General features: G+C 61.7%; 14 protein-coding genes. 10 read left to right on the forward strand and 4 right to left on the reverse strand.

What is annotated here, in order from left to right:
• Positions 1-40: 40 nt before the first annotated feature.
• Entirely contained in the window at positions 41-2,806 is a 2,766-nt protein-coding gene (locus tag P7228_RS07070; RefSeq protein WP_278017506.1) for a TonB-dependent receptor plug domain-containing protein, read from the forward strand.
• Positions 2,807-2,879: 73 nt separating this feature from the next.
• The gene (locus P7228_RS07075; RefSeq protein ID WP_278017507.1) at positions 2,880-3,407 is read left to right on the forward strand and encodes a GNAT family N-acetyltransferase; all 528 of its coding nucleotides are present in this window, start codon (positions 2,880-2,882) and stop codon (positions 3,405-3,407) included.
• Between the two features lie 4 nt (positions 3,408-3,411).
• Here the strand turns inward: P7228_RS07075 and P7228_RS07080 are convergent, their stop codons facing one another.
• From P7228_RS07080 to P7228_RS07095, 4 genes are all read right to left on the reverse strand, one after another.
• Positions 3,412-3,687, reverse strand: coding sequence for a YkvA family protein (locus P7228_RS07080; RefSeq protein ID WP_347402859.1), 276 nt, complete (start codon positions 3,685-3,687; stop codon positions 3,412-3,414).
• Positions 3,688-3,778: 91 nt separating this feature from the next.
• Positions 3,779-5,368, reverse strand: a complete 1,590-nt coding sequence (locus P7228_RS07085) for a GMC family oxidoreductase (RefSeq protein ID WP_278017508.1) — start codon at positions 5,366-5,368, stop codon at positions 3,779-3,781.
• A 24-nt stretch (positions 5,369-5,392) separates the two neighbouring features.
• Positions 5,393-6,349, reverse strand: a complete 957-nt coding sequence (locus P7228_RS07090) for a sterol desaturase family protein (protein ID WP_278017509.1) — start codon at positions 6,347-6,349, stop codon at positions 5,393-5,395.
• A 4-nt stretch (positions 6,350-6,353) separates the two neighbouring features.
• Positions 6,354-6,794, reverse strand: a complete 441-nt coding sequence (locus P7228_RS07095) for a hypothetical protein (RefSeq protein ID WP_278017510.1) — start codon at positions 6,792-6,794, stop codon at positions 6,354-6,356.
• A 23-nt stretch (positions 6,795-6,817) separates the two neighbouring features.
• On the opposite strand from P7228_RS07095, the gene P7228_RS07100 reads away from it, so the two are divergent.
• The 8 genes from P7228_RS07100 (at position 6,818) to P7228_RS07135 (ending at position 15,364) form a co-directional block, all read left to right on the forward strand.
• Positions 6,818-8,245, forward strand: a complete 1,428-nt coding sequence (locus P7228_RS07100) for an amidohydrolase (protein ID WP_278017511.1) — start codon at positions 6,818-6,820, stop codon at positions 8,243-8,245.
• Between the two features lie 233 nt (positions 8,246-8,478).
• The gene (locus P7228_RS07105; RefSeq protein ID WP_278017512.1) at positions 8,479-9,240 is read left to right on the forward strand and encodes a cold-shock protein; all 762 of its coding nucleotides are present in this window, start codon (positions 8,479-8,481) and stop codon (positions 9,238-9,240) included.
• A 135-nt stretch (positions 9,241-9,375) separates the two neighbouring features.
• A complete protein-coding gene (locus tag P7228_RS07110; RefSeq protein WP_278017513.1) occupies positions 9,376-10,563 on the forward strand; it encodes an aspartate aminotransferase family protein in 1,188 nt (395 codons plus the stop codon).
• Between the two features lie 4 nt (positions 10,564-10,567).
• Positions 10,568-11,494 carry an ornithine carbamoyltransferase gene (argF, locus tag P7228_RS07115; protein WP_278017514.1) on the forward strand — a complete coding sequence of 309 codons (927 nt, stop codon included), beginning with the start codon at positions 10,568-10,570 and terminating at the stop codon, positions 11,492-11,494.
• 54 nt (positions 11,495-11,548) lie between these two features.
• Positions 11,549-12,439, forward strand: coding sequence for an Hsp33 family molecular chaperone HslO (gene hslO, locus P7228_RS07120; protein WP_278017515.1), 891 nt, complete (start codon positions 11,549-11,551; stop codon positions 12,437-12,439).
• An 88-nt stretch (positions 12,440-12,527) separates the two neighbouring features.
• Positions 12,528-12,944 carry a DUF3617 domain-containing protein gene (locus P7228_RS07125; RefSeq protein ID WP_278017516.1) on the forward strand — a complete coding sequence of 139 codons (417 nt, stop codon included), beginning with the start codon at positions 12,528-12,530 and terminating at the stop codon, positions 12,942-12,944.
• 62 nt (positions 12,945-13,006) lie between these two features.
• On the forward strand, positions 13,007-13,699 hold the full coding sequence (queC, locus tag P7228_RS07130) for a 7-cyano-7-deazaguanine synthase QueC (RefSeq protein WP_278017517.1): 693 nt from the start codon (positions 13,007-13,009) through the stop codon (positions 13,697-13,699).
• A gap of 42 nt (positions 13,700-13,741) precedes the next feature.
• The gene (locus P7228_RS07135; protein ID WP_278017518.1) at positions 13,742-15,364 is read left to right on the forward strand and encodes an MFS transporter; all 1,623 of its coding nucleotides are present in this window, start codon (positions 13,742-13,744) and stop codon (positions 15,362-15,364) included.
• Positions 15,365-15,818: the final 454 nt, after the last annotated feature.

Raw genomic sequence — 15,818 nt, forward strand, 5'->3', positions numbered from 1 at the left:
CAGATTCCGAAAAAATATCAATCCTGGGAGGATCATATCAATGAAAACCGTGCGTAACGGCGCCTTTGGCGCGAAAACCGCCCTGCTATGCGGGGTCGCGATATTTGCCTCCGCCTCGCCGGCAATGGCGCAGGATGCTGGCGATGCTTCTGCTTCTGCCGCGACACAGCCCGCAATTATCGTCACCGGCACCCGCCAGTCGGATCGCTCGGCCGCTGATACCGTCGCCCCGGTCGATATCGTCACCGGTGAGGAGCTGACCAACCAGGCCGATACCGACATGAGCAACCTGCTCCGCGTCGCCGTGCCTTCGTTCAACGTCAACACCCAGCCGATCTCGGACGCGGCGACGCTGGTCCGCCCGGCCAACTTGCGCGGCCTGTCGCCCGATAACACCCTGGTCCTCGTCAACGGCAAGCGCATGCACCGCGCGGCCGTCATTACCTTTCTCGGCGGCGGTATCGCCGACGGTTCGCAAGGGCCCGACGTTTCGACCATTCCGACGATCGCGATCAAGCAACTCGAAGTGCTGCGCGACGGCGCTTCCTCGCAATACGGTTCGGACGCCATCGCCGGGGTCATGAACTTCATCATCAAGGACGCACCAGAAGGTGGCATGGTGTCGGCCAAGTGGGGCTCGACCTATGAGGGTGACGGCGACAATTACCAGATCGGTGCCAATATCGGCGTTCCGCTGGGCGACGCCGGCTTCTTCAACATCAGCGCCGAGTACGGCGAATCCGATGCAACCAGCCGTTCGGTCCAACGCGACGATGCTGCCGCCCTGATTGCCGCTGGAAACACGGCGGTTGCGGATCCGGCGCAGATCTGGGGCCAGCCCAACGTCAACGACGACTTTAAGCTGTTCGCCAATTTCGGCGTCGACTTGTCGCCCGAAATCGAACTCTACGCTTTCGGCAACTATGCCGAGCGTAACGTGGACGGCGGGTTCTTCTTCCGCAACCCGACCAACCGTGCCGGCGTCTATGCTGGCCCCACGGTCGACCCGGCCACGGGTCAGCCGCTCGCCGCTAACGCAGGCGGCGTGCCCTCGGTCCTCGTCGGCGACCTTTCGCTCGACACCGCTGGTGACTGTCCGGCCGGCATTCCGCTGACCCAGGGCGGTGGACTGATCCCGGATCCGACCATCCTTGCCGTGGTTCAGGCCAGCGCCAACTGCTTCTCGTTCGTCGAGCTGTTCCCGGGCGGTTTCACTCCGCGCTTCGGCGGTGATCTCGAAGACTACTCCTTCGCCGGCGGCATTCGCGGCCAGGTGCTGGGCGGTCTCGATTTCGACCTCAGCTATCGCTACGGCAGCAACGACGTCAGCTTCTTCATCCGCAACACGATCAACGCTTCGCTTGGTCCGAACACGCCGACCGAGTTCAATCCGGGCGGCTATCGCCAGCAGGAAAACCTGGTCAACCTCGACCTCGGCTACGAGATCCCGATGGGATCGGGCAGTGTCTACGTCGCGGCCGGTGCCGAGTATCGCAAGGAGAAGTTCACTATCACCCCGGGTGATCCGGCCTCCTTTGCGCTGGGCCCGCTTGCCCAGCCGAGCGTCGCCTATCCGGTCGGTCAGGGCTTCTCGACCAGCTCGAACGGCTTCGGCGGTTTCAGTGACAATGCCGGCGGCTCCAGCACTGAAGACAACAAGGCCGGGTACATCGACATCGAAGCCGATCTGGCCGATGCTCTGACCCTGCAGGCGGCGGTTCGGTACGAAGACACCAAGAGCTTTGGTAACACCACCACCTGGAAGGTCGGTGCGCTGTACAAGCTTTCGGATGCCCTGCGCCTCCGCGGAACCTACTCGACCGGCTTCCACGTCCCGACCGCCGGTCAGGCCAACGTCATCAACGTGACGACCCAGTTCTCCAACGGCCAGTTGCAGGACGAAGGTACCTTCCCGCTGTTCAGCCCGGCCGGGGTGATCGTTTCGGATTACGTGTCCGACACGGCCAATCAGGGTCTCGGACTTGCTCGTCCGACGCTTGGGCCTGAGAAGTCAGACAGCTTCACGCTTGGTATGGCGGGCGACTTTGGTGACGTCACCTTCACGCTCGACTACTTCAACATCAAGCTGAAGGATCGCATCTCGCGTTCGTCGACGATCAGCTTCCCGGCAGCGCTCTGCTATCTGGCAGCACGCGAAGGGGTGGCCACGGCTTGCCCGGCAGACTTCGCCAACGATCCGCTTCCGCGGACGGCCGACCTGCTGGCGCAACTCGACACGGCTGGGGTCATCGATCGCAATGACTTCACCGGGTTCGAAGATCTGACGGCATTCGCCTTCTTCAATAACGCGTTCGACACCCGTACGCAGGGTATCGACTTCGTTGCCAACGCGCGGATCTTCCCGATCCCGGGCGGCACCACGCGGGCGACGCTGGCGATCAACTACACCAAAACCAAGGTGCTGAATGCCGACCCGACGATCTCGGCGGGCCGTATCCGTCAGCTCGAGGAAAACCTTCCCCGCTGGAAGGGCTTCCTCAACCTGACGCACGAGCAGGGCCGCTTCCGTGGACTGCTGCGCGCCAACTACTTCGGGAAGTTTTGGGAAGCTCACCTCGATGACGATACCCTGCCGATCGATGCAGGTTCGGAAATCACGCTCGACGCCGAACTCGGCTATGAAGTGATCGACGGCCTGGAGATCGCGCTGGGTGCGCAGAACTTCCTCGACAACTATCCGGAATCGAACCCCTGGGCAGGTATTGCCGGTGCCAGGTACGCGGTTACTTCGCCGTTCGGTTTCAACGGAGGCAGCTACTACATTCGCGCCCGCTTCCAGTGGTAACACCGAATTCAGCCATGCTAGGGAAAGGGGCGGCCTGCGGGTCGCCCCTTTTTCGTTGGGAGAGGCGCGAAACATGCTGACCATTCGACCGGCTGGGCCCGCCGATGCCGCATCTATCGCCGAATTGATGGGGCTTGCTATCGCCGAACTGCAAAAGGGATTCCTGACGCCCGAGCAAATCGAGTCTTCGCGCGCGGGCATGGGGCTCGACCTGCAACTGATCGACGATGGTACCTATTTCTGCGTCGAGGAGGATGGGGCCCTGGTGGGCTGCGGCGGGTGGTCGCGGCGAGCGACGCTCTACGGCGGCAATCATTCGGCGGGGCGCGACCCACGGCTGCTCGATCCCGCGACCGAGCGCGCGCGTATCCGGGCTATGTACACGCACCCCGATCACACCCGGAAAGGGATCGGCCGCCTAATCCTTGAAACCGCCGAGAATGCCGCGCGGAACGAAGGGTTTCGCGAGCTCGAGATGGCTGCCACGATGTCGGGCAAGCCGCTCTACCGTGCGTGCGGCTACGAGGTGGAAAGCGAATGGTTCGACCAGAACGGCGCGGTGCCCGTGCCGCTCGCCACCATGTGGAAGAGGATCGGCTGAAGCCCTATCCTGATCGTGGCCAAAACCACCAGGCAAGCGCTGCGATCGCGATAATCCATATCCCCACCACTGCAATTGTTCCGGCAAGGGAACGCGGTCGATCCTGCAAGCTATCCGCCTTTGCGCGGTAGTCCCGCATCAGATCGGGCGGAATCATTCGCAGCACGAGCCAGATCCCGAGCGGAAGCAGAATGACATCGTCGAGCAACCCCAGCACCGGAATGACATCAGGAATGAGGTCGATGGGGCTGAGCGCATATCCGGCCACGGCGAGCGCCAATAGCCGCGCCGCCAGTGGTGTGCGCCTGTCGCGCGCTGCGATCCACAATGCGAGAATGTCCCGCTTGAGCGCTTTGGCCCAGGCCTTGAGCCTATCCAGCCGTCGCCGCCTTGACGAAGTCGGCGCAGCGCTCGCCGATCATGATGCTCGGCGCGTTGGTGTTGCCGCTGATAAGGCGCGGCATGATCGAGGCATCGGCGACCCATAGGCCTTCGATGCCGCGCGCCTTGAGCGTAGGGTCGACCACATCGTTATCATTCGGCCCCATGCGGCAGGTGCCGACTGGGTGATAGATAGTGTCTGAGACTTCGCGGATACGTGCTTCGAGAGCGTCATCGTCATCGTAATCGATTGGATTGCGATCCTTTGCTCCGGTCTCTGACAGTGGGGGTGTGTCCGCGATCCGTGCCATCAGCCGTGCGCCTTCCTTCATCAATTCCATATCGCGCTCGTCCGAAAGGAAATTGGGATTGATTGCCGGGGCATCGGCCGGATCTGCGCTATTGAGCCTCACCCAGCCCCGGCTTTCGGGGCGCAGCACGCAGACATGGAGGGAATATCCATGCTCTCGCAGCTTCTCGCGGCCATGGTCCTGAATGATGGCGCGCATGAAGTGATACTGCACGTCGGGAGCGGGTGCGTCCGGCCGGATCTTAGCGAAGCCGCCGGTCTCAGCGATATTCGATGTCAGCAGGCCGGTGCGGTGACGACGATGTTCTATGAACGCTTTGGCGACCGCGATGATGCCGCGCAACGAACCGCCGAACAGGCTCATGTCGTTGAGCTCATAACTGGTGAGGTAATCGCAATGGTCCTGCAGGTCGGCGCCCACCGCTGGTTTTTCCAGCTTCACCTCGATGCCATGACGCCGCAATTCCTCGCCTGGGCCAACGCCTGAAAGCATGAGGATCTGTGGTGATCCAAAAGCGCCTGCGGAGAGGATGACGCCTGCATTGGCGCGAATCGTTTCTCGCTTGCGCCCGCGGCGAATGGTGACCCCGGTTGCGCGGCCGTCCTCGATCTCGATCTTCTCGACCATCGCGCCAGTTCGGATGTCGAAATTCGGCCTTCCCTCCAGCGGCTCGACAAAGGCGCGGGCCGCGGACCAGCGTTCGCCATTGCCTTGCGTCACCTGGTAGACGCCGAAGCCTTCCTGCCGGGCTCCGTTGAAATCAGTGTTGTGCGGGAGTTGCAGCCGAGTAGCGGCCTCGACAAATGCCTTACCGATCGGGCTCGGGCTGATCAGGTCGTTGACTGGTAGCGGGCCGCTGCCGCCGTGATATGCATCGGCTCCGTGGGCGTTGTTTTCCTGCCGCTTGAAGACCGGCAACACGTCTTCCCAGGCCCAGCCGGTGCAACCGAGCGCGGCCCAGTTGTCATAGTCCCACGGGTTGCCGCGAATATAGACCATCCCGTTTACCGCAGAAGACCCGCCCAAGCCTCGGCCGCGAGGCTGGTAACCGATTCGACCACCCAGCGATTCCATAGGTTCCGTATCGAACTTATAGGTGCTTTTCTCCGGCATGAAGCCCAACAGGCCGGGCGTGCGGGTGAAGATATGCTTGTTTTCGCCGCCAGCTTCCAACAGGCACACGCGCCGCCTACCGTCCTCGGCCAGCTTGGCTGCTGCCGCGCTTCCCGCGCTGCCGCCGCCGATCACTACATAGTCGAACGCGTCCATATCCTCTCCTTGTCGAGAGAGACGTTAGGCAGGCTCGCCGCTACCCGCAATCGGGTTTTCGCTTGAAACTGTTTTCATATCGCCCTGCTTGCCTTGCCGAGCGAGCCAGGCATCGCGGATCATGTCGCTGGTCTCGCGGCTTCCATCGTGGGTCCAGCCGGGTTCGCGCAGGAGGTAGGACAGTTTGTGCTTCCACGGCGCGCGCCACATGTCCTGGACGATGCCGACCCATTCGTGAAAGACGGCCCACAGCAGGTTGAAGCTGCCGAGCTGCTTGACGATGCCGTAGCGGATCTTCTCTTCATCGGTTTCGGGCTCGAAGGTGCCGAACAGCTTGTCCCACACGATGAAGACGCCTGCGTAATTGCGGTCAAGATAGCGCGGGTTGGTCGCGTGATGGACGCGGTGATGGCTGGGCGTGTTCATCACCGCTTCGAACCAGCGCGGCGTGCGGTCGATCGCCTCGGTGTGGATCCAGAATTGGTAGATCAGGTTGAAGCCACTGCAGATCGCAATCATGATCGGGTGGAAGCCGAGCAGCACCAGCGGCACTGCGAAGAGAAAGCCGAAGGTGAGGAAATTCGTCCAGGTCTGCCTGAGCGCGGTCGACAGGTTGTAATGCTGGCTCGAATGGTGGTTCACATGGGCCGCCCACATCCAGCGAATCCGATGGCCCGCTCGGTGCACCCAGTAATATTTCAGATCGTCGAGCACGAAGCACAGCGGCCAGGCCCACCACACGGCCCACCACTCCGGGCCGAAATCGATCAGGCGATATTCCCAGACCGCAAGGAACAGGACGAAGAAGAACCCGCCGAACAGCAGACCGGATACGGTGCTGCCGAGTCCGAAGGCAAGGCTGGTCAGCGTATCCTTGGGCTCATAGGCGTCGGGGCGCTTGCGCCACGCCCAGATCATCTCGATCAGGACGAGGAGAACGAAGCCGGGCACGGCATAATCGACTGGCGAAAAATCAGGCATGGTGCTATCCCTTTACCGCCTCGAACGCTCGCACCCAAGCTGAAGGATCCTTCAGTGCCAGCGTAAAGGCGCCGTAGCGCCTCTCTCCGGTGTCTATCACAAGTTGCTCCCCTTCCTGGCTCAGCCTTGCCAGCGGTGTCAGGATACGCCCTGCGAAATGGCTGCCGTGAGGGCGCAGCAACAACAGCCGGCCGGCCGCATCGCGCATGATCGCACCGCGGCCATTCTGGTCGAGGCCGATCTCGACCGGGTCGAACCCGCTGACCGCCTGGTCGGCGGCAATGCGCGCTTCCTCCGGACTTTCGATGCGGGGCTGTGGACCCAGCTTGAGCCAGAGCGCAATCCCGGCGAGCGCCAGGATGGCGATCAGCGAACCAAGGAATTTGAGGACGTCGGGCGGAATTTCCATGCGCGCCGGATTGGCATGGCCCGCGGTTTGCGGCAAGCATCCGCGCAAGGGAGTATGCCATGAATCGAATCGCCGCCATTTCCGTTGGCTTTCTCGCTTGCGCGGCAACGCCGCTCTTGGCGCAGTCCGTTCTGGACCCGGTCGCCACAGTCGAGGCGCAACATAACCGCACCACCCGCGTAGCGCAGCAGCTGTGGGATTGGGCAGAAGTGGGGTATCTCGAAACCCGCTCCAGCGCTCTATTGCAGAGCGAACTGGCCAGCGAGGGCTTCAGGATCGAGAGTGGCGTTGCCGGCATTCCCACCGCATTCGTTGCGGAATGGGGCAAGGGTGGTCCGGTCATTGCAATCCTGGCCGAGTACGATGCCTTGCCGGGTATCAACCAATCCGCTTCGGCCAGCCGCGATCCGATCGAGAGCAAGGGGGCAGGTCATGCTTGCGGGCATAATCTCTTCGGAGCGGGCTCACTGACCGCGGCGATTGCGGTCAAGCGGTGGCTCGAATCCACCGGCACGCGCGGACGCATTCGGCTTTACGGCACGCCCGCCGAGGAAGGCGGATCGGGCAAGGTCTATATGACTCGCGAAGGCCTGTTCGAAGACGTCGATATCGCGATTCATTGGCATGCCGACGACGAGAACAGCGCGGCAGCCCGCACGAGTCTCGCGAATCGGTCGGCCAAGTTCCGCTTCACCGGGTTCTCTGCCCATGCAGCTGGCGCACCCGAGCGCGGAAGAAGCGCGCTCGATGGCGCCGAGGCCATGAACATGATGGCCAACATGATGCATGAGCACATGCCGCAGGATGCGCGCATGCATTATGTCATTACCTCGGGCGGAAATGCTCCGAACGTCGTGCCGGATTTCGCCGAAGTGTTCTACTATGTTCGTCACCCCGATCCGAAGGGCGTAGACGAGATCTGGGAGCGGCTCGAGAACGCAGCGCGCGGGGCCGCGCTCGGGACCGGCACGAAGGTCGCGTGGGAAGTGATTCACGGCAACAACCCCCTGCTGGTGAACGAGACACTCGCCAGGGTGATGGACGCCAAGCTGCGCCAGGTGGGCGGCGTGAATTACACCGAAGAAGAGCGTGCCTGGGCGGCCGAAATCGCAAAGAGCCTAGGCGATGCGGCTGAGCCGCTGGAGAACGCGGCGCGCATCGAGCCATACAATAAGTCGCTTGGATACGGCTCGACGGATGTCGGCGACGTCTCATGGGCCACGCCCACCGTCGGCTTGCGCGCCGCCACCTGGGTGCCAGGCACGAGCGCGCACAGCTGGCAGGCGGTCGCGGCGAGCGGCAACTCGATCGGCTTCAAGGGAGCCCAGGTTGCAGCAAAGGCGATGACGCTGATGGCAGTCGAGCTCTTCACCAATCCCGAATTGCGAGGTGCCGCCCGGGCCGAATTCGACGCTTCGCGCGGGCCCAACTACCAATATAGCTCGCTGCTCGGTGATCGGGACCCTCCGCTCGATTATCGCGAGTGAATCGGGCCAAGCATCTGCAAACAAGCGTTTCTTTGTGAAAATGTCACAATTTTGCGCCAGGGATTGCCGCAACGTTAAATCATTCGCATAGCGCGTTATTCTGCGCTATGAACGTTTGTTCAGGAGGTGGGGGATTCCGCATTGCCGGATAGCCTGCCGTGTGAGTTTCGGCCGTCGTCCGCCGTTTCCGCACAAGCAATACAGGGGCGGCGGGACAAGGTACGACGTAGATTATGGGTTACGATAGAGGGCGCCGCCGGGGCCGGGACAAGCGCGACGGTTTCGGCGAGGACGGCTTCGATCCCTTCGGCGGCGGCATGGACAGCTTCCAACCGCCCCAAAATTTTGGTGGCGATCGTTTCAATGACGACAGGCGCGGTGGCGACCGTGGCCCCGGTGGTGGTGACCGTTTCGGCGGTGGCGATCGCTTCGGTGGCGGTGGTGGCCGCGGGCGTGGCCCGGGCGGAGGCGGCGGTGCTGGTGGAGGCGGATTCAACCGCATGCCGGCGCAAGTTGTCGGCACCGGCAAGGGCACTGTGAAGTTCTTCAACTCGCAGAAGGGTTTCGGCTTCATCCAGCAGGAGACCGGCGGGGAAGACATCTTCGTACATATCAGCGCGGTTGAACGCGCCGGACTTGAGGGACTTGCCGAAGGGCAGGAGCTCGAGTTCAACCTGGTCGATCGCGGCGGAAAAGTTTCGGCGCAGGATCTCCAGGTGGTCGGCGATGTCATTCCGGTCGCTCAGAAGAGCGCCGCGCCGCAACGCGAACTCACCGGCGAGAAGGCAACCGGCACGGTCAAGTTCTTCAATTCGATGAAGGGCTTCGGCTTCCTCACTCGTGATGACGGCCAGCCGGACGCCTTCGTGCACATTAGCGCAGTCGAGCGTTCGGGCCTTTCGGCCCTCAACGAAGGCGAGCGTTACGAATTCGATCTCGAGGTCGATCGACGAGGCAAGTACTCGGCGGTCAACCTTGTGCCCGTTCAAGGCTGACGCCTTCGGCCAATTGCTGGTTTGACCGGCGCTTGGCGACAATCTAAACGGTGCGAAATGGCGGTTCCTTGAGTCCTAGTGACTTCGGGGCCGCCATTTCTCTTTTACCAAACTCGCAAAGTTCAAAGGTGCCCGATGTCGATCTCCCCCTTGATGCCTGTCTATCCCCGTTGCGGTGTGCGCCCGGTGCGCGGAGAGCACTGCCACCTGATCGATGAGGACGGCACGCGGTACCTGGACTTCGCGAGCGGGATTGCCGTGAACCTGCTCGGGCATTCGCATCCCGGACTGATTGGCGCGATCCAGAAGCAGGCCGAAACGCTGATGCATGTTTCGAACCTCTATGGCAGCCCGCAGGGGGAAGCGCTGGCACAGACGCTGGTCGACAACACTTTTGCCGACACCGTATTCTTCACCAACTCGGGCGCCGAAGCGGTCGAATGCGCGATCAAGACCGCCCGCGCCTATCACCAGCATCAGGGCGACACGACCCGGTTTGAGCTGATCACGTTCGCCAACGCCTTTCATGGCCGCACGATGGCGACCATCAGCGCCTCGAATCAGGAAAAGATGCACCACGGCTTCTCGCCGCTGCTCGCGGGGTTCAAGTACGCCGAGTTCGACAATCTCGAATCCGCCAAGGCGCTGATGGGTCCCAACACCGCGGGCTTCCTGGTCGAGCCGATCCAGGGCGAAGGTGGCATCCGTCCCGCTTCTGACGAGTTCATGCAGGGCCTGCGCCAGCTCGCCGACGAGCACGACCTGATGTTGGTGCTCGACGAGGTACAGTGCGGGGTCGCGCGGACCGGAACGCTTTATGCCTATGAACAATACGGCATCGAGCCGGACATTCTTGCTACGGCAAAGGGCATCGGTGGCGGCTTCCCGCTCGGCGCATGTCTCGCCACGGAGAAGGCGGCGCGCGGAATGGGGTTCGGCACGCATGGCTCGACCTATGGCGGCAATCCGCTGGCGATGGCAGCAGGCGGCGCCGTGATGGAAGCCGTGGCGAATGACGAGTTTCTCGCCTCGGTGCGCGAGAAGGGGGAGCGCCTGCGTTCGCGGCTCGAGCAGTTCATCGGGAACTATCCCGAGCTCTTCGAACTCGTTCGCGGCAAGGGGCTGATGCTGGGGATCAAGATGAAGGTCGAAAGCCGGCCCTTCTTCGTCCATCTGCGCGACAATCACCAGCTGCTGACCGTGGCTGCTGGCGACAACACGCTGCGCGTGCTCCCGCCGCTGGTGATCGGCGATGCCGAGATCGACGAGTTTTTCGAGAAGCTTTCTGCCGGCGCGGCGAGCTTCGAAATTCCTGCGGGGTAGCTCGATGCGGCATTTTCTCGACCTGAACGATGCCGGCGGCAATGCCATCGCCGCAATGATCGGGGACGCGATCGACCGCAAATCGGCACGGCAGGATTGGCCCAAGGGGCGCCCTGATGGCGATGCGCCATTGGCAGGACGCGTGCTCGGCATGGTCTTCGAGAAAAATTCGACCCGCACCCGCATCAGTTTCGACATGGCGATGCGGCAACTGGGGGGAGGATCGCTGATCCTCGATTCGGCCTCGAGCCAGCTCGGTCGGGGAGAATCGATAGCGGACACCGCACGGGTTCTCAGCCGCATGGTCGACGCCATCATGATGCGCACCGACGATCATGCGAAAATCGAGGAAATGGCGCGTTACGCAACCGTTCCGGTAATCAACGGGCTGACCGATCGCTCTCACCCCTGCCAGATCGTCGCGGACCTGCTGACCATGATTGAACATGGCAAGGCCCTGCCGGGATTGGAGCTGGCATGGTTGGGCGACGGGAACAACGTTCTCCACTCGATCCTCGAAGCGGCCGGGCTAATGAAGTTCAATGTTCGCGTGGCCACGCCCAAGGGGTATGAGCCCGAACCGGAATTCGTCGAGATGGCGCGTTCCGGCGGCTCCACAGTCACGCTTACAGACGATCCCGACGCCGCGGCAGCGGGAGCCGACGTCGTGGTGACCGATACCTGGATCTCGATGGGGCAGGACCATGCACACAACAAGCTGGCGGCGATGGCTCCTTACCAGGTGAATTCGGCACTGATGGCTGGGGCGAAAGATGAAGCCATCTTCCTGCACTGCCTTCCAGCGCACGTCGGCGAAGAAGTGAGTGAGAGCGTGTTCGAAGGATCGCAGTCGGTGGTGTTCGACGAGGCGGAGAACCGGATCCATGCCCAGAAATCCGTGCTCCTGTGGTGCTTCGGCCTGATCGACTGATCGCCGAACAACAGGGCCTTATTTTCGCTGTGGGCCGCCCCCATATTGGCCGCCATGAACGAACAGGCTGAAACTTTTACCGACCATTTGCTCGCGTTCACCTTGCCTGACAGGGGTGCTCGCGGGCGTGCTGTACGACTCGACCGGGTGCTCGACGAGATTCTTTCGGCACACGCATATCCGGCCCCCATTACGCATCTGCTCGCCGAGGCGCTGGTCGTGGCGGCACTCATGGGTGCGCTTCTCAAGGGGGAAGGCGCCCAGATGACGATGCAGGCGCAGACCGAGGAAGGACCGGTTAAGCTGCTGGTTTGCGATTATCGCGGCGGCGAAATGCGCGGCTATGTCGATTTCGATGCCGGTCGGTTGGCGGAACTCGGCGCTAATCCTTCGCTGTTTGCGCTATTCGGCAAGGGCTTCCTTGCGATCACCTTCGAAACGGAGAAGGGCAAAAGGTATCAAGGGATAGTTCCTCTTGAGGGTGGATCGCTTGCGGCCGCTTGCGAAAGATATTTCGTCCAGTCTGAACAGGTGCCGACGTTATTGCGGGTCGCTATCCGTTCGGGCGCTGCTGGCTGCGTGGCAGGTGGGATCCTGCTGCAGCACCTGCCGGATGGAGAGGAGGGCCGTGAGCGGCTGCATGTCACGCTCGATCATCCCGATTGGGAGCATGTCGAAACGCTGGCCGCCACGATTAGCCATGACGAATTGCTCGATGAGGCGCTCTCCATGGAGGGGATTGTCTGGCGGCTGTTTCACGAGGAGGAAGAAATCCGCGTGCGGCAGGGCGACAGGCTTGAAAAGGGTTGCCGCTGCAGTGTCGAGCATTATCACGATGTAATCGCCCGTTTTCCTGCGGATGAGCAGGATGCGATGCGCAATCAAGACGGCCTGATCATCGTTGATTGCGCGTTCTGTTCCCGGGAGTTCGTGCTCGAGGCGTGAACCATTCGTCGCTGTTAAGCAACGGTTTATCGCATGCATGCCATGGCATACAAGGATGTTGGCGACCAAACGCCAATTAAGAGACTGAATGAAACACGGATTGAGACTGAAGATCGGCAGACTTGCCGTCACCGGGGCTGCCTTCGCGGCAGGACTTTCTGTGCCTGGTACGGCGCAGGCGCCTGGTCTCGTCATGCTCGACGGGCTGGCGAAAGGCGAATGGACGATCAAGTCTCGCGATGGAACGATTGACCGGAGGGTCTGCGTCCGGACAGGGCGCGAGCTTATCCAGCTCAAGCACGGCGGCCCGGAATGTAGTCGCTATGTCGTGGAAGACAGCGCCGGAGAGGTGACCGTGCAGTATACCTGTACGGGAGACGGATACGGGCGGACGAATATTCGCAAGGAAACCGCGTCCCTCGTCCAGCTTCGCAGCCAGGGGATCTCGGGCGGTCTGCCTTTCCAGTTTCAGGCGGAGGCTCGCCGGACCGGTTCCTGCCGCTAAACCAGGTCGAAAATTGCCGGAGGCGATTGCATCGTCCGAGGGGTCCGCTAAGCCCTTGAGCGATGAACGAGATTAGTCACGGACGCGCCAGTGCAGTGGTGTTGCTTTCAGGCGGGCTCGATTCGATGGTGTCGGCCGCGATTGCAAAGTCCCGGGGCTATGAGGTCCACGCGCTTACGATTGATTACGGGCAACGCCACAGACGCGAGATCGACGCCGCGCGGGTGATCGCGCAGCGCCTCGATCTGGCGTCGCATCGCGTGCTCGCATTGGATTTGAGCGCCTTCGGTGGATCGGCGCTGACAGATGACATTCCGGTGCCGAAACACGGCGTTGGTGACGATATTCCAATAACCTATGTCCCGGCGCGCAATCTGGTTTTTTTGGCGCTGACGGTAGCCTGTGCCGAGGCGTCCGGCGCGTCGGATATCTTCATCGGGGTCAATGCGCTCGATTACTCCGGGTATCCGGATTGCCGTCCCGAATTCATCGCCAGCTTTGCAGAGACTGCGCGGCTTGGCACCAAGGCGGGTGTCGAAGGCGCGCCCTTCAACATCCACGCTCCGCTGCAACACATGACCAAGGCCGACATCGCGACGGAATGTGCCCGATTGGGCCTCGATCCTGCCTGGAGTTGGTCCTGCTACGACCCCACGCCAGAAGGAATGGCTTGTGGTGAGTGCGATTCGTGTCGATTGCGCAAGAAGGGCTTCGCAGAGTCCGGACAAGAAGACACCACAACCTACGCAAGTTGAGGCTGAGGCTGCGGCTAAGGCATCGGATCGGGAAGGATCATGATGAGCGAAAATTCCAGCGAGACTACGGATTCTGGCACGATCAAGCCACCCCTCGCGGATCAGCCGGTTCCGCCATACAGCTGGTATGCACTGAGCGTCTTGGTGCTCGTCTATGTGTTGAATTTCATCGACCGCCAAATCCTTTCGATCCTTGCCAACGATATCAAGGCCGACTTGGGGGTGGACGACGCCTACCTTGGCTTCCTCTACGGCACGGCCTTTGCGATATTTTATGCGCTCTTCGGGATCCCACTCGGCAAGCTGGCCGACAGTTGGAAGCGCGTCAGACTGATGACGATTGGCTTGGCGCTCTGGTCGGCCATGACCGCATTCTCGGGATTTGCGAAGGATGCCGCGACTCTTACCGTCGCGAGGATCGGTGTCGGTGTTGGCGAAGCGACTGCAAGCCCCTCGGCCTACTCGCTGATCTCTGACTGGTTTCCGGCGCGACTGCGGGCCACGGCTCTCGCGATCTACAGCTCGGGACTTTATATTGGCGGCGGCATCTCGCTCGCCATCGGCGGAGTGATCGTCGATCGGTGGAACGCTGCCTTCCCTGCAGGTGACCCCTGGCTTGGCTTCGTTGGTTGGCAGGCTGCGTTCATTGCCGTCGGACTGCCGGGCCTGTTGCTGGCAGTGTGGGTCTTTACACTGCGTGAGCCTGTGCGCGGAGCAATCGACGGGCTGCCGACCGAAGAAGACCCGCAGCCGTTCAAAGGGTTCATGGGAGAACTCTACACGATCATTCCGGGCTTTACGTTTTTCGGTGCAGCGGCCCGGGGAATGCAGAGCCTGGCCATCAATGTGGCGGCTTTTCTCGGCGGGATGGCGATAGCCTACGGCCTGACCCTGGTGCTGGAATCGGGCCCGGGCCGAATTTTCCCACCCATCACCGACCAATGGTTCTTGCTTGCGATTGGATATTACGCGGTCTTTTCCTGGGCGAGTGCCCTGCGCGTGCGCGACTATCCCACCTTCCGACTGACTTGGGGGTCGCCCGCCTTTCTGTGCACGATCCTTGGTTATGGCACCGTCGCCTTCATGGCCTACTCGGCCTCCTATTGGGGCGCACCCTATGCGGAACGTGTGTTCGACGTCTCGAAAGCAGAGCTTGGCTTCTGGCTCGGTGGAGGAGGTGCAGCGGGCGGCTTCCTGGGTGTGATCCTTGGCGGGCGGATGGCCGATGCGCTGTTCATTCGGCACAAGTCCGGGCGCGTGTGGGTCATTCTGTTCGGATTGCTCAGCCCGATCCCCTTCGCCATCGCACAATATACGACGGAAGGCTTCTCGCTCTTCATCATCCTCAATGTGGTGGTCGGGGCACTCGCTGCGTCGGCGCTGGGAGCTGCCGCCGCGACGAGCCAAGCCCTGGTTCTGCCGCGAATGAGAGGCACTGCGACGGCAACATTCTTCCTGGCGACGACTTTGGTAGGCCTGGCTCTTGGCCCCTATACCGCCGGCTATGTGTCCGCCCAGAACAACGGTGATCTGAGTGCTGGTGTCTTGTCGACGCTTTGGATTACGCCGATCGGGCTGCTGCTCTTGATTGCCGCCATCCGGCTAGTTCCGGCAGCAGCGGCATCGGTTCTGGATCGAGCCAGATCTGCCGGTGAACCTGGCTAGGAGAATCCGTCCGACACGCAATTCCCACTGATAGGATTGGGACCGCTGCTAAAGGTGCTCGGGCCAGCAGCGTCGTTGGGATGTATCGATTGATGGACGGGACCGAGTCGCACCAATGTAGTTGTGACATCGCGAAGCGGTGAACGCGGATTCACCGGTACCTTGCGTCATTTCGGTCCTGGCTACCCACGGTGGGGCGCCGCCCGTATGTCATAATGATGGCAAGATTTCACCGGCGGGCTCAAGTCGGATGATTGAGCCTGCCGCTGCCCAGCCTTGAGCAGCATGTCTGAGGGTAAGCCTCTCGATCCTCTTGGGGTCAGGCTTGTAACTGACATTGCTCTTGGGGGGTATGCGCAAGCTGTCGGCGGAGGGTAGCGATCACCTTTGTGGGACTTGATGGCCCTCCAAAAGAAAAGGGGCCGGATTGCTCCGGCCCCTTCGTATCGTCTGC

Origin of the sequence: Altererythrobacter sp. CAU 1644, assembly GCF_029623755.1 — a bacterium.
Classification (GTDB): domain Bacteria; phylum Pseudomonadota; class Alphaproteobacteria; order Sphingomonadales; family Sphingomonadaceae; genus Erythrobacter; species Erythrobacter arenosus.